Raw genomic sequence first — 17,237 nt, 5'->3', positions numbered from 1 at the left:
ACCTCGAAACCGCCCGGTCGACCGCAGAACTCGCCACCCGGATCGGATACACCCCGGGCACCGTCTCCTACCACCTCGGCGCACTGCACCGCGCACGCCTCGTCACCAAGGTCAGAGACGGGCGCTATGTGTTGTACCAGCGGACCGCACAGGCAGCACGTCTGCTGGAAGAATCCCGCGACTAGGCCCGGTGGTAAGAATCGCGTTATACGGCCCAAACGAACGGCATCGCCGGTGCGCAGGCTGGACACCTTCGAGAGCCCGAGCGGGTTCCAGTTGGGGGACGTGGTGTGGGGCGCGCTGAACTTCCGGGTGTTGGTAAGACTGCTGTCAGCTGGTACACGGGATTGCGTCAGTGCATGTCAACGAGCGTCTTCCCTGGACTGAAAGCGAATCTTTCACCGATCCTCGACCCGCACGATCAAGCAGGGTCAGTATGGACACCGAAGTCGTGGATCTGCGGGCGGCGGGAGGCTTCCCGCTTGCTGCTTCGGTTTTATGCCGTGCACGGTCGGTTCCCGACCAGCCCCAATGAGATCCCCGACCAGGCGGCCGACGAGAGCGTGTGGCTCGACTTCCGGGTTCGCCAACCGCCAGCCCGACGTCGCCGCCGCCTACACCGAAGGACGGGCCTACCTCGTCGTGGGCATCGAGCCGGGCAACCTGGCCGGCGTCGAGCGGGTCCGAGCTCCTGCGGAGGCTCGTTGCGCGCGACCTCAGAAGAAAACTCTTCTGCTGGCCGAGACTTACAGCGAGTCAGCTCCCCCTGGGGTGGTTTCGTTGCCGCTGCACGCCGAGGAAGCGGACCGCAACCACGCCGGTGATCACGACAGCTGTCGTCCATACAACCCATTGCCCGATGGTCGTGATCACCTCATTCCTACCGGGCGGCATCACGACCATCTGGACGGCCGCGCCGACCGGAACCGTCACTTTGGCGAGCACACCGATCGCTCCCGGCTTCCTGGCACATGACCCTATGGCACCCAAAATCGGCCCGAGCAGAACACTCGCCGCCCACCAGAAGACCGTGTCATGCCCATAGGAGCCAAGCGGGACATCGTGGACGACCGTATCCACGGCATAGTACGCCGCCGTGGCAGCGAGCAGGGTCGCCACACCGGCAACAGCGCCCCGGCCCAGCGCCCGGGCCCCAAGACCGCGCTGCTTGGCGCGGGTGGCCAGGAACCCCGCCAGCACCGCCAGCCCGGCCCATGCCCAGCCGGAGTCCAGCAGCACACTCACAATCTCGATGAACGACCACCCGTTGGTCGTCGCTTCCCGGCTTTCCAGATCCACAGAAAGATGGGCTACGGCGTTGGCCAGGGAGGTCGCCGCGCCAAACACCGCGCCGGCCGCCAGGACGCCCACCATGCTTTTCCAGCCAGGTCGCGGATCGTCGATCATGGGCGACATTCTGCCGAACCACATCGGCGAGAGCAATTATTCGCTGATGCCGGCGATCATCACCGGCTGCGCGGCCGCCCTGGTGATACTCGTGTTCGGCGGCATTCGGCTGCTCTCAATGCTGGAGTAGACCGGGTCGACAGCATCAGGCGGTGTGAGCGAGCTGTATTGCCTTCGGGCCACCGAGATGGCCGACCTCCTCAGGACGCGGCAGATCAGGGCCCGAACCGCGCTACTCGTCGGCGTAAGGCTTGAAGAGCACGTCGCGTTCCATCCACGACTCGTTGAGCAGCTCACTGTGCACCTCGCCCTGGACGATTCCCAGGAGAAGGTCGGTGGTGAGCAGGCCGTACCTCTCCCACACGTCGCCGTACCGGTCCGAGACCCGGATCGGGTACGAATCGGCCGCCGCCTCGGGTGAGACCTGCCAATAGAGCGTGACCCCCGTACCGGTCGACGCCCAGGGCAGCAGCCTGGAATCAGGGTCGAGATCGTCGGGCGGTCCCACGACCTCGTCCTCGAACAGGTCCTGGAGCTGTTCGAACTCCAGCCCCGACCGCTCGAGATCGACGTGCTTGAGACCGGGGCCGGGCGCCGGAACGTAGAGCCTCAAATAGTCCAGCCAGAGTCCGCCACCCCCTGCGTCGAGAAGCTTGCGGTAGTCCTGCGGCACGGGCGCCCCGAGCCGGTGCTCGACCTGTTCCCAGTCGAACGGGCCGGCCAGCGGTGCGAGACGTGCCGTTTCGATCAGCTGCTGAGCACTGGTTGTCATGCGGGTGCATTCCTCCGACAAGGACGTCGACCGTGAAGAGCTCACCAAAGCCCTGGACTACCTGCGCCCGGCGACACCCTCGTCGTCCCCTCCCTCGACCGGCTCGCCCGCTCCCTCCACGACCTCATCACGATCGTCGCCGACCTACGCCGCCGCGGCGTCGGCTTCCGGTCCCTGAAGGCGCTCCGCTCCCGAACGTGTCCCCAGCCGCCAGGTATGGGTCATTACTGGAGGGCAGGAACGCCGTTAGCGATGAGACGGACGGTTCCGCCTGGACATGGACACCCGCCTCGACCTCGCAGTCGCCCGACCACGCGGGTCTCGGCCTACGCCCGGCCTGGCTGTGAGGCTGTCGTGGTAGCGGTGAGAGCGTGGAGGCTACGCGCTGCACGGGGCTTTCCACTCAGTAGCCCGCCATCGGTTCGGCGGCGCTTGCGGTGGGCGGGTTGCCGTTGCGGCGGCTTTCGAGATCGTCAAGGATCGCTGCGGTGGCCGTGGCTCCGAAGCGGGTGGCACCGAGTCGGTGCAGGTGCAGGAGCGCGTCCAGGGTGCGCACGCCTCCAGCGGCCTTAATCTGCACGTGGGAGGACACTGCACGCCGCATCAGGGCGATGTCAGCGGCCGTCGCCCCGCCGGGGGCGAACCCGGTGCTGGTCTTGACGAAGGCCGCGCCCGCGGTCTCGGCGGCCTTGTACCCGGCGGTCTTGTCTTGGTCGGTCAGGTAGGCGTTCTCGAAGATCACTTTGACGGGGCGCCCCTCGGCGGCCTGGACGACGGCGGCGATCTCGTTCTGGACGAACGCGACGTCGCCGCCGCGCAGGCGACCAATGTTGATCACCATGTCCATCTCTTCCGCCCCCAGGGAGATCAGTTCGGTGGCCTCGAAGACCTTCGCCTGCGTGGTGCTGCTGCCGTGCGGGAAGCCGACGACCGTGCCGACGAGAACCCCGTTGCCGCGCAGCGTGGCGGCCGCAGCCGCCACGTCGGCAGGCCGCACACACACCGACGCCGTGCGGTACTCCAGCGCAGTCGCCAGGCCGTCCTCGACCTCGGCCGGAGTCAGTTCGGGTCGCAGCAGCGAGTGGTCGATCATCTTCGCCACCTCCTCGCGTGAGGGCAGGGGCCCCTCCCAGCGCGGGATGTCGATCGAGGCCACGGACATGATGCTCTCCTCAAAGCCAACCCGATATGCTGTATATACAGCCTATACAAATCTGCACGATGGTGTCGACTGGCGTCACACTGGGGGCCGGCACCGTCCAACCGAGGAGGAGCACACCCGCCATGGCCGCGTCGCAACCGCTGTACGAGCGCATCGAGAAGCAGCTGCGGCGGCGCCTCGAAGGCGCCGCCGACGGCGATCGGTTCCCCTCCGAATCGCAGCTGGCTCAGGAGTTCGGTGTCTCCCGGATGACGGCGCGCGCCGCTCTGGTCCGGCTGGAGCGCGACGGCCTGCTGGAGCGGGTGCCCGGGCGAGGCAGCTTCGTGCGCCAGGCCGCCCCCGCCCGGCCCGTTGGCACCCTGCTGAGCTTCCACGACCAGGCCCTCGTCCTTGGCAAGACACCGCGTTCCCGGGTCCTGGAGGCCGCCGTACGCCCTGCCTCCCCTCAGGAGACGGCCGCCCTCTACCCGGCCCTAACCACGCAACCCGCGTCCGTGGTCGCCATCAGCCGCGTCCGGCTCTTCGACGACCTGCCCGTGGCCATCGAACACGCCACGTTCCCCGCCACCCTCGACGCGCTGCTCACCGCCGACCTGGAGATCGGATCACTGCACCAGACCCTCCGCCGCCTGGGACTGCACCCGACCCTCGGCTCCTCCATCCTCACGGCGCGCACAGCCGACGACGACGCACCCGAACTCGCCGTCGCCCCCACCACGCCGATGCTCGTCGAGACACGCTCCATCATCGACCAGCACGGGAACCCCCTCGAATACACAATTAGCTCCTACGTGGCGCACCGCTACGCGCTCAAGGTCGACTTCTCCGTCTCCGCGCCCGGACACCTCTCACACCCGGCCGACAGCGGCAGCCACGCGGTGAATCGCCCAGCCTGACGCCTCACCCGGCCTCCAAGCACCGGTCGTGTCGGGCAAGATCTTGGAAAGGCGCAACGGAACAACTCAAGCGGCGCCATGCGCTGTCGGGAAGGCTGCCTCCTACGGTGTCTTCGATGAGGTCCCGACGCGCCCTGAGCTGGAGCGTTTCTTCTTCCTTGACGACGTCGACCGGGCGTTGATCGGGAAGCGTGGGGACCACAACCGTCTGGGGTTCGCGCTCCAGATGTGCACGGTCCGCTACCTCGGGCTGTTCCTGGAAGACCGCCACTTGCAGCCGTTATCAACCGGGTAGCGGATCGCGTCGACGATGATGCTTCTCCGGCCGGCAACCCTTCGGCGTCAGGCAGGCCGGCGTCGGGAGAAGAGGTTCGAGCAGGGCCTACTCGGCAGCGCTGGTGTCGCTGGGGTAGCGGCGACGTCACATGCCTCTGGTTGTCATCGTGTGGCCCGGGTGAGCAGGCCGAGCGCACCCTTGATGCCGTTGAGCTGGATCCATTCTGCTGTCGTCGACCATGCTGACAGGCTGATGCGTATGAACCCTCAAGCTCGTCTTGTGATCAACACCAAGGTCCACTCCCTGTCGTGGGCGTCGATGGCGGCGACTACGCCTCGGATCCTCCTGAACGGTCACCCCTACTCGGCACGGTGGGGTCAGAACGTGCTGGTGCTGTCGCCCGGCCAGTACCAGGTCGAGGTGTTCGTGCCGGACTTCAGGTGGCGGCCGCGGTACGGGCACGCGCAGGCGCCGGTCTCGCTGCAACACGGTCAGGTGCTCGAGCTGGAATACCGGGCTCCGCTTGACGAATTCCGCTCCGGATCGTTGGGGCAGGGGCCGCAGCCGTGGAACGGGTCGGGCCTGCTGATCGCCATTCTCGTGTTCCCCGCCGTGGTCGTGCTCCTCGGCGTCTTGACCGGCGTGGTGCTGGCGTTCACGTGATCGCAACAGTTACGCGTGGTCGATAGTGCTGTTGGCGTCCTTCCGCGAGCTGAGTTTGACCGAGGTGGGGACTTCAAGGCGTGGGCGAGCGGCTGATGAGCCGGTCCTGAATGCCGCCTCGGCGGCGCGTGGGCGCGTGTCGGCCCGGGTCGCATCCGGACGGCGCGAGCCGTGTTTCCGATCTCACACAATGCTAATCACGTGAGATCCCTCATGAGCGTGCCGAGATGCGGAGCATGCGGCCGGGCCCCGCAGCAACTTGATCTACGCCGTAAAGGCGGGCGGTTACGGTGGCGTGGCCGGGCCTGTCGGGGTTTGTCGCTGTACGTCGCCCGCGAGGTCTTCCCGATCATCCTCGCGGCCCTCTCACCAGCACCAACGCCACCGGCAGCCGCTTGGCAACCATAGGGGCGTCATCACGCTCGTCTTCCAGCTCGGGCGTTCCTTCTCCCACGCGGCTTTGTCCTGGGCGTGCTGCTTGGCCAGCGCGGCCTTCTCCCGCCACAGCCCGGGCCGGTTCCTCCTGCTCGGACTCCTTCAGCGTGCCGCTCCCTTGCCGCCGTCGCCGTTGTACTGCTCGGCGAGCCGATCCATCTGCACCCGACTGTGCAGCGTGTACGGGCTGATTCCCAGGTCCCGCGCCACCTGGGCCACGGGCTTGCCGGTCTCCTTGACGATACGCAGCGCTCCGGCCCGGAACTCCGGATCAAAGCGCCGCCGCGTGACTGCTGCCACGACCAAACCTCTTCCGGTTCGGTCTCCACGCTATAAGGGGAAGGCCACTACTCAATTCCGCTGGAAGAGTGGAGCCGCCTGGCTCCGAATGAGCTCTTTGAGAAGATCGTTTGTGGCGGGACTCCGAGCACGAAGGGGAACGTCGGATGAGCAGCGCAGTGACCTTGAAGGTCTACCGGGGCAGAGTCAGCGGCGGCGCGCCGGCGCCGGTGGGGGACCTGGTCGAGTTCTCCGACGGATCCGGACCACCGCGGGTGGTCGCCTACGCGGAGCGGGAACTCCCGCCGGGCGGCATACCCGCGTACCTCGCCGCCCGCGGCAGCGGCGCCCGCTCCTTCGTGCTGTGGGCCGACGAGCACCGCCGGGAACGGGTGGCGACCTTGGTGACCGCCTCGGCCGTCGGCGGCGTCGCGACGTTTCAGGTCCTCGGGGCACACGGCGAACTCATCGGCACCTTCGTGCGCGAGAAGGCACTCCGGGGCAGGGGACTGCGCACTCGCTGGACCGTGAAGCAGGCAGGCGGCCCCGAGGCGGTGGGCTACAAGGGCCGCATCTTCTGGTGGTGCGTGTGGTGGCCGCTGTGGCCGGTGCAGGCGCTGATCGTGCTGGTGGCTCTGTTCTCGAACGGTGGCGATATCGCGCGCGGGCCCCGGCGCGTCATCTGGCGCGCGGGCGGACGGACGCCGCTGGAGTTCCGGTCCAGCGGCGACCGGCTGCTTCTCCACGCGCCGGAGACCGACTGGCGGCTGGCGGCCGCGCTGGTGGTCCTCCTGCGTGCCTTCGACAGCTGGGCGGCGGGCGTGCCATGGGACTCCAGGAAGAAGTGACCGGTCACCGCAACGACCCACCCCGCTCCACGGACGTGCAGGTGCGCTTCGTCGTCGGCGGCGACGACCTCGTCCAAGCGGCCGCAGGCGGCCCCTCCTGAGCCAGAGGGCTTCCTTGCGTCCGGCGGACCACGGCACAGGCGAATCCTCTGATCTCAACCCCGTACAGGCCGGCACCCTCCGGCCAGACACCCCGGAAAGCCCTGCAGGGCTTTCCAGCGCTGCCCGCGCCCTGCTAGGACGTGGGCCCGTCCGGGAACCAGGTGCCGTGGAAGCCCGCCGGCACGCCGCGCGGCAGATCGACGATCGCCACCGGCTCGGCGGCGAGGTCGGAGGCGTCGAGCACGAGGAGCCGGGACGCGCTCCCGTCGACGGTGGTGGTGATGGAGATCAGCCAGCCGTCGTCCTCGCGCCGCGGTCCGGAGGTCGCGGGCACGAAGACCGCCTCGCCGGTGACCGTCCACGGGGGCAGCGTGTGGCCGGTTACCTCCCCACCGGACAGGTCGTATTTGACGATCTCAGGGCCGGAGACGGCGTACAGGTAGCGCGCGCCGCGGCCGACCCGTTCGTCGTCAAGCGTCGGGTACTCCACCCCGCGGTCGTCGAGCGCCTCCTCCTTTGCCACGCCGGTCGCCGGGTCGAGCGTCCAGCGGTGCAGCCGGGCCGAGCCGGAGGGGGCGGCGGCTGCCGCGGCGGCGGGTCCCGCCGGGTCGTTCGAGCCGCCGGCCGTGCTCCACATGGCGGTGAAGTCGGCCCGGCCGTAGCGGACGGCGTCGAGCACGACGCGTCCCGAGGCGTCCTCATGGGCGTTGCCGACGTGGAATACGTAGCAGGGATCGACGTCGAACCAGCGCACCGGGGCGTCGGGCCGGTCGTGCCGCATGACGCCGAGGCGCGCGCCGTACCCGTCGTCCCACTGGTAGGGCATGGTCTTGCCGACCAGTTCCGGCCGGAAGGTGAGCGGCAGGTCGAGCCAGACCACGTGGTGCTCGGTGATGGCGAAGTCGTGCATCATGGTCCCCCCGGGGACGGTGATCTCACGGCTGTGCGCCAGCTCGCCCGACGCGTCGAGCCGGTGGTAGGTCAGGTGGGGCGGGAGCGCGCCGTACCCGAAGAAGTGCAGTTCACCGGTCGCGGGGTCCTGCTTGGGGTGCGCGGTCATGGCGGTGGTGAGCCGCCCGCCGAAGTCGTGCGCGCCGACCGTGTCGAGCTCCGGCGTGACCTCGTACGGCAGGCCGCCCTCCTCGAGCGCGAGCATGCGTCCCGCGTGCTCGATCACGTGCGTGTTCGCGGTTACGACGGTCAGGTCGCGGGTGCCGTCCGGGCTGAACTCCGGCCGGCCGGCGAGATATCCGGTGCGGACCCACCGGTTGCGATACCACTCGGCGCGGCCGTCGCGCAGCCGTACGCCGTGCAGCATGCCGTGTCCGTCGAACCAGTGGCCGGACTGCTCGCCCGGCAGCGGGTTGGGGCCGTTGCGGACGAAGCGGCCGGTCAGCTCGGGCGGCAGCGTGCCGGTCACGGGCAGGTCGGCGGCGTCGATCTCATCTGCCACCGGGGCCATGAGGCCGCTCAAGTGGGCGGGTGTCTGTGGCATGTCCACTTCCTCTCGGTGAAGAGCCAGTCTCTATATATCCACTTGGATATGTCAATACGGACCTATCCAGATGGAGATGATAGGCTCGGCAGCATGGCGCTGCGATACGCACTGCTCGGTCTGCTGACGGAGCGGCCCGCGAGCGGATACGACCTGGCGAAGGCGTTCGAGGGCGACCTCGGGCGGTATGCCTGGCAGGCCGGTCACAACCGGATCTATCCAGAGCTGGCCCGTCTCGTGGACGAGGGTCTGATCGAGCGTGCCGAGGAAGGCGCGCGGGGCCGCCGCGTCCACACGATCACCGCTGCGGGGTTCGCCGAACTGCGCGCGTGGCTGCTCCAACCACTGGTGAGCGGCGCGGTGCGCAACGAGGGGGTGCTGAGGCTCTTCCTGCTGTCCGCCCTCGACCCCGACGACGCCCGGAAGTTGCTCCACGAGATCGTCACCCACGCCGAGCAGGAGCTCGCCCGCCTCAAGGACACCGTGTCCGGCGAGACGCCGGTCTCCCCCGAGGGCCGCCTGGACTTCGGCTGGCTCGCCGCCGGCTACGGCCTGCGCCAGTACGAGGCCTCCCGCGACTGGGCCGTCTGGGCCCTCGGCGAGTTCGACAAGGCGGAGCGCCGCCAGGCCGGGCGCCATCCAGCCGCCTGACGCCGGGGGCGGGTCGCGCCGTGTCGGCATCCTCGCCGAGATCGAGGTGGACCTCCATATCGTCCAGCGGCGAATCACCACCACCGGCACGGGGTTGCCGCCGCGGTGAGAAGGCACGTTGCTGTCGAGTGAGTCCGGGACCATTCGCACTGCTCAGTGGCCCAGTCGGCCGATGACTGGTGCGTGGCGGGCAGGCGGAGGCTTGGCGATTGTTTTACGCTCGGGGGGTGGACAGTGAGAGTCGGGCCGCCGCTGGGCTGCTGGGGGCGTTGTGCCGGGCGGGGGAGGGGTTCGCCGGGTTGCGGCATTCGCAGGTGCGGCGGGAGGTGTTCTCGCGGTTCGATCCGGCGCGGGCGACGACCGGGGCGGTGTTCACCCTGCCTGACGGGCGGGAGGTGCGGTTCGCCGTGGCGATCGGGGTGGTCGGCGAGGTGTTCCGGGTCGAGGGGGAGATCTCGGTGGAGGAGCGGGTACTGCTCGACCTGCCGAGCGTGGTCGCGGCCGGGATCGGTGAGGCGCTGGCCACGCTCGACCGGTACGCCGACGAGGTGTGCTCCCGGGTGCCGTGGATCATCGACGAACTGGTCGACGAACTCAGCGCATGAGCGCGCCGGCCCGGAGCCTGGGATTCAGGAGGTTCATCCGGGGCTGAGCCAGCCCATCGCGGTCCGGCCCTGCCGGAGCACGTTCCTCGCGACCAGTGCGGACATCCAGACGCTGACCAGCGCGCCGGCCGTAACCGCCGCGACGAACGTCCACGACGTCTTCTGCAGGCCCAGTGCCAGCAGGACCATGACCGGTAGCCAGGCCAGCGCGTTGAAGATGGCCGCCACCGCGAGCGTGCCGCCGCTCTTGCGCACGTCGGGCAACAGGGAGGGAGCGGCTGCCGCGATCGTGGGCAGCGGCAACAGCAACGCCAGGATGATGGGGACGATGAAGCCGCCAGTCATCGCCTCCCCGAGTGGCCCGACGGGAAAGCCCAGTTGAGTGAAGGCCATGCCGTAGAAGGAATAACCAAACAGCGCGATGGGGACGGCCAGCAGGAGTGCCGTCACGACGACATGCCGCGCCGTCATCCGCGTTAGCTGCCCGTGCGAGGAGCCCTTCATGGTGGCGTGGGAGGCGAGCAGGAGCGGCACCACCGAGAGAATGCCCGATACGCCCGAGATGACGAACAGCGACATCGCTATCCCGCGTAGCTGACCAGCGAGCGAGCCGATACCCGCCGCCTCGCCCCAGGCTCCGTTGAGGCTGGCCACATCGCGCACGCCCGGGTTCCACAGAAGGAGCAGGGCCGTCCCCGTGATGGACAGGACCACAGCGAGTGGGATCCTGACGGGCTTGGCCGCGGGGTTTCGCCGGTGGTGGAGCCACGCGTCGGCGGCGCCTGCGAGCAGGTCGAGCACCGTGCGCAGGCGAGCGGGCCGTGACGTGACCAGATCGGTGACCTCCTCGCCGTAGCGATCTCGCCACGCCTGCGGATAGAGGTAGAGCATCGCCTTGGCTGCCGCTCGCATCATGACAGCCCCCAGGCGAGTCCGGTGCGCTTGGCGCCCGTTTGCTCGATGCGGCGCAGGGCGGCGAGTTGCTCGCGCAGCGCGTCGCGCCCGCCCTCGGTGATCCGGTACGGCTTGCGTCTCTCGGACGACTCGACCGGCTCGATCCAGCCGCGCCCTTCCAGCCGCATCAGCGCGCCGTAGAGCGTGCCGGGTTCGAGCGCGGTCCCCGAGAACTCCTCGATGTCGTGGATCATCCGATAACCGTGCTTCTGACCCTCGGCCAGGCTGATGAGCACCAGCAGCGCCACGTCCGTGAACCGGCCGAGCTCTTTCGTCTTCCGTGCCATATATTCAGTTAAACTTAGTAAGTTCAACTTAGCAAGAGGACATCGACTGAACATGCTTCGGGAAGGGTGCCCGTGGGGAGGGAGGCGGGCCATGGTCGAATGGGCGGATGAAGGTACGAATCGGGATCGCGCCCCCCTCGGGAATGCCCGCTGATCGGCTCCCCGGGCTCGTCGATCGGGCCGAGGCGTTGGACCTCGACTCGCTGTGGCTGTCCGAGGTCGTCTCCGAGGGATCCGTCGAGCCGTTCGTCGGGATGGCGTACGCGCTGGCCAGGACCCGGCGGCTGAAGGTCGGCACCGGCGTGGCCATCCTCCCCGGCCGGCACCCCGTGCTGGTCGCCAAGCAGCTCGCGTCGCTGGCCCTGCTGGCTCCGAAGCGGGTGCTCCCCGTCTTCGGCCTGCTGCCCGCCCGGCCGGGGGAGCGGCAGGCGTTCCCGGTGCCCGGCCCGCGCGGCGCGGTCTTCGACGAGTCGCTGCACCTGCTCCGCCTGCTGCTCAGCCAGGAGAAGGTGACGTTCGAGGGCGAGTTCCACCGCGTCGAGGACGCGAGCGTGGGCCCGCTCCCGGCCAGGCCGCTCGACATCTGGCTCGGCGGCAGCGGTCCGGTCGCCCTGCGGCGCGTCGGCCGGCTCGCGGACGGCTGGCTGGCCAGTTTCCGCACCCCGGAACAGGCGAGGACGGGCCGCGAGACGATCCAGGCGCACGCGGAAGAGGCCGGCCGGGAGATCGAACCCGACCATTTCGGTATCAGCCTGGCCGTGGCCTTCGGCGAGATCCCCGACCAGGTGGCCGCCGCGATCCTGCGCCGCCATCCGGACGCGGACCCCGCGGACCTGGTCCCGGTGGGCTGGACGGCGGCCCGCGATCTCATCGGGAGGTATGTCGAGGCGGGTGTCACCAAGCTCGTGCTGCGTCCCGCCGGGCCGGTGGTCTCCCTTGACCGCTTCCTGGAGGAGTTCGCGGCGGAGATCAAGCCGCTGCAGAGTTGAACGAAGGCGGCTCCGCGCGCCCACCCCTCAGTGCGTCGCCATGTCGGGCGCAACCTTCCCGCCCGCGCTGAGGAGGGGAGCCAGTTGAGCGGTTCCGATCTCGCGCTGGTGCACGCCGGTTCGCACAGCCCGTCGTACTTCTCGCTCACCCGGGGATGGCGTTTCGCCGGCCGTTGTCCTTCGCGCGAGTGATTCTTGAAGAAGGCGATGGTTCTCGCTTGCCCTACTTCGAGCAGGAGAACTATTGATCCAGCGGCAAGGGGGACCCGATGGGGCAGCACATCAAAGGGTCGGTGGTGCGGTGTCCGGCTCTTTCTGCGCTGGCTGCGCGAGATCAACGAGGCGTTCGACCCGTCGCCCGCATCAGAGGGCGCATACGTGCACCTCGTGCGCGACCTCTACGAGCGTGAAGCGGACACGATCCGGAGCGTTCTCCCCCAAACCGGGCACCGAACGTCCCCACGAGGACTCGCTCCAGAGCGCCGCGAGGCCCGCAGTTCGGCCACCGCAGACGTAAAGGAGCGCAGGCTGTGCCTGACGAGGACGAAAACGCACCGCAGAGTGCCGACAGACCACAGGATCCGATCGTCGAGAAATTCCGGCCCGATCCGGCGCAGGCGCCCGTGATGGTTCTGCGCATGACCGGCTTCCTCGGAGACAGCGACCGGCCGGACTGCCGGCGGCTGTATTTCACGCGCGAGCTCGACTATTACATGGAGTTCCACGTCGATGACGTCATCGACATGACCACCGTCGCCCGCCAGGAGGAACCCTTCCGGGGCGAGGAAGCCACCCGGGTGTCCCTGCGTCGCGACGCGGCGGTGGAGTTCACCAGAACACGGACGGCCCGCGCTCTCGACGAGTTCGACCTCGACGTCCGGTTCGGTCGGCCGAGGAGCGGTCAGTGCATCCCGGGCCTGACCGATTCCCACGAGCACGGCTGCCCGGAGCCGACGGCGGCGGGCGGCGGAGACTGCGTGACGCCGGGCACCTGCATGGAGACCTGCCAGACCTGCTTCACCAACTGCGGATCCTGCTACGAGACCTGCCTCATCCCCACCAACTGCGGTAGCTGCGTGACATGCGATCCCTGGTGCGGCGGCGACCGGTGAGCGCAATCACGTCCCGGCCGACGTCGAAGTGTGACGCCGCCTGGCACAGCATGCTCGCTCCCGACCGGCAAGCGTCGGTGCTGCGAATCGCTCGGGACGTCGCCGCGCGGGTGACCGACCCGGGACGTATAGCGGCCGCGCTCGCCGCGTCCATCGAACAGACCCGGTTCCCGAAGACTCTGGCCCGCAGGCCCTTCGCGGTGGCGGACGGCGACGCGGGCCTTGCGGTGACCTGCGCCTATCTGGACGCGTGCCTGCCCGGAGAAGGCTGGGACGGGGTGGGCCACGAGTTTCTCACGGCGGCCGTGGCAGGCGTGGAAGCGGCACCGGCGGGCCTGCTCGGCGGGTTGAGCGGGCTGGCGTTCGCCACCGTGTCGCTGAGCCGGGATGGGGCACGCTACCGGCGGATGCTCGCCGCACTGGACGATGCGCTGGCACCCCGGGCGGCGGCGATCGGTACGCGGCTCAGCGAGACCTCCGAGCCAGGCCCCGTGAGCACTTTCGACCTGATCTCCGGAGCCGCCGGAATAGGCGCCCACCTGCTGACGCACGACCCGCACAAGATCCTTCCGGAGATTCTCGGCGGGCTCGTGACGCTCGCCCGAGGGCAGGAGCCGCCCGGCTGGATGACACCCTCCCATCTGCTGGGCGACGAGACGATGTCACGACTCCACCCGTACGGCGCTCTCGACTGCGGTCTCGCGCACGGCATCCCCGGACCTCTCGCCCTGCTGTCGCTCGCCCTGCGCGCGGGCGTCGAGGTCCCGGGCCAGGCGGATGCCATCAGATGGATCACCGCCTGGCTGGTCGCCTCCCGTGTCCGGGACGATTGGGGAGTCGACTGGCCCGCGGTCGTACCGCTGACGACCGATGGAAGACCGGGCCTGTCCGCCTCGTCACGGAGCGCGTGGTGCTACGGGAGCCCCGGGGTCGCGCGCGCATTGTGGCTGGCGTCACAGGCGCTGGACGATGGCGTCCTGGGTGAGCTGGCGCTGGAGGCCCTGGACGCCGTCCTGCGCCGCCCGGCACATCTGCGCGCGATTCCCTCGCCGACGTTCTGTCATGGGATCAGTGGCCTGCTGCACGTCGTGCTCCGCTTCGCCAACGACACCGGTCTGTTCCGCCACGCGGTGGCCGATCTCGTGGACGAGCTGCTTGCGGCCTACCAGCCGGAGCGGCCGTTCGCGTACGCCTCATTGGAACCGCAGGGCAACTCCGTGGACCGGGCCGGGGTCCTGGACGGCGCGGCGGGCGTCGTCCTGGTGCTCCTGGCCGCCGCCACAGACGTCGAACCGACCTGGGATCGGCTCTTCCTCATCTCATGACCCGCGCGAACCGGAGTTTGTACACGCCGATGGACTGGGCGCTGATACGCGCCCCGCTCCTGCCGGTCGGCGCCGCGGCGGAATCAGGCAGGCCCGGGGATCCGGCCTGCCTGCTGCCCGGCGCCCCGGCGGTGGTGGCGGCCGTCCAGGTGGCGAGCACGGATCTGGCCGCCGCTCTGGCGCGTACGGCGCCCGATCATCCCAAAGCTCACCGGATCGGCCTCAAACTGCTGCGTTACCTCATTCGCATGAGTACGCGACCGACCCCGTTCGGCCTCTTCGCGGGGGTCGCTCTGGCGGATTGGGGGCAGTGCACCGACGTCGCCCTCGCCAAGGAGGCACCGCGCACCCGTACCCGCCCGGACATGGGCTGGCTGACGGATCTGATCGCGTGCCTCGAAGACGATCCCGAGCTCCGTGCCGGGCTGCGTCTGGTGGCCGATCGATCCGTGCTGGTCCGGGCCGGGCGGGCGTTCTCGGCAGGCGGCACCGACGGTGCGGCGTCCGTACGTGCCACATCGGCGGTACGGCGGACGCTCGCCCTCGCTCGTGTGCCCGTCTCGCGTGCGGAGATCGTCGAAGCACTGATCACGCTGCCCGGTGCCACGCCGGAGAAAGCGGATGGGCTGATCGAGGACCTGCTCCGTCAAGGGTTCCTGCGCTACGACCTGCGGCCGCCGCTCACCCGCGATCCCCTTCGCCATGTGCAGGAGCGGCTCGCCGGCCACCCCATCGCAGAAGACCTCGCCGGGTTGCGCAAGGCATTGCGGGAGTGGGACGCCCGTCCGCTCGATGAACGGGTCCAGACGTGGCCACGCCTGCTTGACCGGGTCAACACGATCGCGGTCGCCACCGACCCGCGCAACCTCCTCCAGACGGATCTCGCGCTGCCACTGGCCGGCACCGGTCTGAGCCCGCGAATCGGTGCCCAAGCGGCCGTGGCCGCCGAACTGCTGCTGCGACTGACCCCGTACCCCACAGGACCGCCCCATCTCGACGCCTACCGCCGAGCGTTCGAGAGCCGCTATGGCGCGGACCGCGAGGTTCCGCTGCTGGAGCTGGTTGACCCGGACTTCGGGCTGGGCCGCCCCACTGACAGCGGCAACGGGATCCCCGGGCCGACCGCCCGCCACCGGCTCCTGTCCGACCTTGCCATGAACGCCTGCCGTGACCGCCTGACCACCGTCGAACTCGACGATGACCTGCTAAGACGTCTCCAGACCTGGACGCCGACGGCCGCGTTCGCCCCGCCATCCCTCGACATCACGGTCCTGGTGGCGGCGTCCTGCGCCGAGGCCGTCGACAAGGGCGACTTCTTGCTCGTCGTGGGACCGAACCTCGGCGCGAACGCGGCCGGGCGAACCCTCGGACGCTTCGCCGACCTGCTGGGGCCCCGGGCGGTGGCCGCGCTGGCGGAGGCAGCGGAGGTCGAATCCCGGCATGCGCCCGACCGCCTTCTCGCCGAGGTGGTCTACACACCGGAGCGAGCCCGTTCCGGCAACGTCGCCATTCGCCCATCCGGTCATCGCCACGAGATCCATTTCGGTCCCTCCACCGGCATCTCGGACGAGTGGCTCGTACCGGTCGACGAACTGGTCGTGGGCCTGCGCGCCGGCCTCTTCACCATCCGGTGGCCCGCACGCGACGTGGAAATCATCGCCACGCAGTGCCACATGCTCAATCCGACGCACGCGCCCCCCGCGGCCCGCTTCCTGCTGGACGTCGCCCGGGACGGCCGGTGCGTGTTCACGTCGTTCGATTGGGGACCGGCTGCCGGCCTTCCGTTCCTGCCACGGATCCAGCGTGGCCGCGTCGTCCTCTCCCTGGCCCGCTGGCGAGTCGATCCCGCGGCCTTGCGCGATTCGCACAGCCTGGCCGCCTGGCGCGAGGCGCACCTCGTGCCCCGCCACGTGTACCTGGCCGGCGGAGACAACCGGCTGCTGCTCGACCTGGACGACGCCGAGCAGGCCGAACTGCTGCGCATGGAACCACCCGGACGTCCCGTTCTCCTCCAGGAAGCCCTGCCCCATCCGGATCACGCCTGGCTGCCGGGGCCCGAAGGCCGTCACCTCAGCGAGGTGGTGGTGCCGCTCGCCCGCAGGCGGCGACAACCCGCCTCGACGGGACGCCGGCGCCCCGTCGTCGTGCCTGCCCAGACTCGGGTGCGCCCGCCCGGCAGCGACTGGCTCTACCTCAAGCTGTACGGCCCCCGCCGACTCGAGGACGAGTTGATCGTCGATTCGCTTCGCCCCTTCGGGCAGTTCGTCACCGGAGCAGGGCTGGCCGACGGCTGGTTCTTCCTGCGCTACTCCGATCCCGACCCGCACCTGCGCATCCGATTCCACGGCGACCCCGCCACGCTGCTGGGCCCGCTCATGCGCCACGTCTGCGACTGGGCGGCCGATCTGATCTCCGCGGGCGCATGCCGGACCTTCGCCTTCGACACCTACGAACGCGAGATCGAGCGGTATGGCGGTGTGGACGACATGCCGGCCGCCGAGGGCGTCTTCATCGCCGACAGTCCGGCCGTCGCCGGCCTGCTCGCCCTGTCCAGAAGCCGTGGATTCCCCTACGACCCGAACACCGTGGCCGCGCTCAGCATCGACGACCTGCTCGACGGCCTCGGACTCGACGTCGAGCAGCGCACGCGCTTCTACCGTGATGGTGTCTCTCCATCACCGGACGGCGGCATGGAATATCGCAGGCGTTCCCGTGAGCTGCGCCGGCTCCTGCACGATCCGGGTTCGCTTGGGACGACACCACACGACCGGGCCCTGATGTCCCTGCTCGCCACCCGCCGTCATGCTCTGCCGTCCACCCGCCCTTCTCCCGAAGTGTGCCGCAGCCATGTCCATCTGCACTGCAACCGCTTGCTCGGCACCGGCCACGATCTCGAACACCGCGTCCTGGAACTCCTTCGCCGCACTCGCGAAAGTCTCCTCCACATGGCCGGCACTACCGCAGGCCAGTAGGGCGTC

At 69.2% G+C, this 17,237-nt stretch carries 19 protein-coding genes; 12 read left to right on the top strand and 7 right to left on the bottom strand.

Annotated features, from left to right (window positions below; all coding sequences use genetic code 11):
* Positions 1 to 185, top strand: a 185-nt coding sequence (locus MBA17_RS34110) for an ArsR/SmtB family transcription factor (protein ID WP_238501439.1), incomplete at its 5' end; no start/stop codon positions are given.
* Positions 186 to 756: 571 nt separating this feature from the next.
* Here the strand turns inward: MBA17_RS34110 and MBA17_RS34105 are convergent.
* Complete coding sequence (locus tag MBA17_RS34105) at positions 757 to 1,407, bottom strand: hypothetical protein (RefSeq protein WP_238501438.1); 651 nt, start codon at positions 1,405 to 1,407, stop codon at positions 757 to 759.
* Here MBA17_RS34105 and MBA17_RS49830 point away from each other — a divergent pair.
* A complete protein-coding gene (locus MBA17_RS49830; protein WP_274386363.1) occupies positions 1,406 to 1,537 on the top strand; it encodes a hypothetical protein in 132 nt (43 codons plus the stop codon). The two genes, MBA17_RS34105 and MBA17_RS49830, sit on opposite strands and share 2 nt — an antisense overlap.
* A 102-nt stretch (positions 1,538 to 1,639) precedes the next feature.
* Here the strand turns inward: MBA17_RS49830 and MBA17_RS34100 are convergent, their stop codons facing one another.
* Positions 1,640 to 2,179 (bottom strand): hypothetical protein, encoded by a 540-nt coding sequence (locus MBA17_RS34100; protein ID WP_238501437.1) that lies wholly within the window; start codon positions 2,177 to 2,179, stop codon positions 1,640 to 1,642.
* A gap of 403 nt (positions 2,180 to 2,582) precedes the next feature.
* Positions 2,583 to 3,341: a deoxyribose-phosphate aldolase gene (gene deoC, locus MBA17_RS34095; protein ID WP_238501436.1), complete on the bottom strand. Its 759-nt coding sequence runs from the start codon at positions 3,339 to 3,341 to the stop codon at positions 2,583 to 2,585.
* A 122-nt stretch (positions 3,342 to 3,463) separates the two neighbouring features.
* On the opposite strand from deoC, the gene MBA17_RS34090 reads away from it, so the two are divergent.
* From MBA17_RS34090 to MBA17_RS34075, 3 genes are all read left to right on the top strand, one after another.
* The gene (locus tag MBA17_RS34090) at positions 3,464 to 4,237 is read left to right on the top strand and encodes a GntR family transcriptional regulator (RefSeq protein WP_238501435.1); all 774 of its coding nucleotides are present in this window, start codon (positions 3,464 to 3,466) and stop codon (positions 4,235 to 4,237) included.
* Between the two features lie 28 nt (positions 4,238 to 4,265).
* Positions 4,266 to 4,532 carry a DUF4158 domain-containing protein gene (locus MBA17_RS50665; RefSeq protein WP_455432912.1) on the top strand — a complete coding sequence of 89 codons (267 nt, stop codon included), beginning with the start codon at positions 4,266 to 4,268 and terminating at the stop codon, positions 4,530 to 4,532.
* A gap of 261 nt (positions 4,533 to 4,793) precedes the next feature.
* Positions 4,794 to 5,177 (top strand): hypothetical protein, encoded by a 384-nt coding sequence (locus MBA17_RS34075; RefSeq protein ID WP_238501434.1) that lies wholly within the window; start codon positions 4,794 to 4,796, stop codon positions 5,175 to 5,177.
* Between the two features lie 537 nt (positions 5,178 to 5,714).
* Here MBA17_RS34075 and MBA17_RS34070 read toward each other — a convergent pair.
* Positions 5,715 to 5,912: a transposase gene (locus MBA17_RS34070; protein ID WP_238501433.1), complete on the bottom strand. Its 198-nt coding sequence runs from the start codon at positions 5,910 to 5,912 to the stop codon at positions 5,715 to 5,717.
* A 146-nt stretch (positions 5,913 to 6,058) separates the two neighbouring features.
* Between MBA17_RS34070 and MBA17_RS34065 the strand changes: the two genes are divergently transcribed.
* Positions 6,059 to 6,739, top strand: a complete 681-nt coding sequence (locus MBA17_RS34065; RefSeq protein ID WP_238501432.1) for a hypothetical protein — start codon at positions 6,059 to 6,061, stop codon at positions 6,737 to 6,739.
* A 235-nt stretch (positions 6,740 to 6,974) separates the two neighbouring features.
* Here MBA17_RS34065 and MBA17_RS34060 read toward each other — a convergent pair whose 3' ends face one another.
* On the bottom strand, positions 6,975 to 8,336 hold the full coding sequence (locus tag MBA17_RS34060; RefSeq protein WP_238501431.1) for a carotenoid oxygenase family protein: 1,362 nt from the start codon (positions 8,334 to 8,336) through the stop codon (positions 6,975 to 6,977).
* A gap of 93 nt (positions 8,337 to 8,429) precedes the next feature.
* Here MBA17_RS34060 and MBA17_RS34055 point away from each other — a divergent pair, with 93 nt between their 5' ends.
* A complete protein-coding gene (locus MBA17_RS34055) occupies positions 8,430 to 8,987 on the top strand; it encodes a PadR family transcriptional regulator (protein WP_238501430.1) in 558 nt (185 codons plus the stop codon).
* A 227-nt stretch (positions 8,988 to 9,214) separates the two neighbouring features.
* Complete coding sequence (locus tag MBA17_RS34050) at positions 9,215 to 9,592, top strand: hypothetical protein (protein ID WP_238501428.1); 378 nt, start codon at positions 9,215 to 9,217, stop codon at positions 9,590 to 9,592.
* A 33-nt stretch (positions 9,593 to 9,625) separates the two neighbouring features.
* On the opposite strand, the gene MBA17_RS34045 is transcribed toward MBA17_RS34050, so the two are convergent.
* Both MBA17_RS34045 and MBA17_RS34040 read right to left on the bottom strand, forming a co-directional pair.
* Complete coding sequence (locus MBA17_RS34045; protein ID WP_238501427.1) at positions 9,626 to 10,507, bottom strand: hypothetical protein; 882 nt, start codon at positions 10,505 to 10,507, stop codon at positions 9,626 to 9,628.
* Positions 10,504 to 10,833 carry a PadR family transcriptional regulator gene (locus MBA17_RS34040; RefSeq protein ID WP_238501420.1) on the bottom strand — a complete coding sequence of 110 codons (330 nt, stop codon included), beginning with the start codon at positions 10,831 to 10,833 and terminating at the stop codon, positions 10,504 to 10,506. Before MBA17_RS34040 ends, MBA17_RS34045 begins: the two co-directional genes overlap by 4 nt.
* Positions 10,834 to 10,940: 107 nt before the next feature.
* On the opposite strand from MBA17_RS34040, the gene MBA17_RS34035 reads away from it, so the two are divergent.
* The 4 genes from MBA17_RS34035 (at position 10,941) to MBA17_RS34020 (ending at position 17,231) form a co-directional block, all read left to right on the top strand.
* Complete coding sequence (locus MBA17_RS34035) at positions 10,941 to 11,822, top strand: TIGR03854 family LLM class F420-dependent oxidoreductase (RefSeq protein WP_238501414.1); 882 nt, start codon at positions 10,941 to 10,943, stop codon at positions 11,820 to 11,822.
* A 638-nt stretch (positions 11,823 to 12,460) separates the two neighbouring features.
* Positions 12,461 to 12,934 (top strand): hypothetical protein, encoded by a 474-nt coding sequence (locus MBA17_RS34030; RefSeq protein ID WP_238501403.1) that lies wholly within the window; start codon positions 12,461 to 12,463, stop codon positions 12,932 to 12,934.
* Entirely contained in the window at positions 12,931 to 14,259 is a 1,329-nt protein-coding gene (locus MBA17_RS34025; RefSeq protein WP_238501402.1) for a lanthionine synthetase C family protein, read from the top strand. The genes MBA17_RS34030 and MBA17_RS34025 overlap by 4 nt, the downstream gene beginning before the upstream one ends.
* Positions 14,256 to 17,231, top strand: a complete 2,976-nt coding sequence (locus tag MBA17_RS34020) for a lantibiotic dehydratase (RefSeq protein ID WP_238501400.1) — start codon at positions 14,256 to 14,258, stop codon at positions 17,229 to 17,231. The genes MBA17_RS34025 and MBA17_RS34020 overlap by 4 nt, the downstream gene beginning before the upstream one ends.
* The last annotated feature ends 6 nt before the right edge of the window (positions 17,232 to 17,237 follow it).

This window comes from Dolomitihabitans soli, assembly GCF_022213955.1.
GTDB classification, from domain to species: Bacteria; Actinomycetota; Actinomycetes; order Streptosporangiales; family Streptosporangiaceae; genus Streptosporangium_A; species Streptosporangium_A soli.
This window is presented reverse-complemented; position numbering and strand designations above follow the sequence as displayed.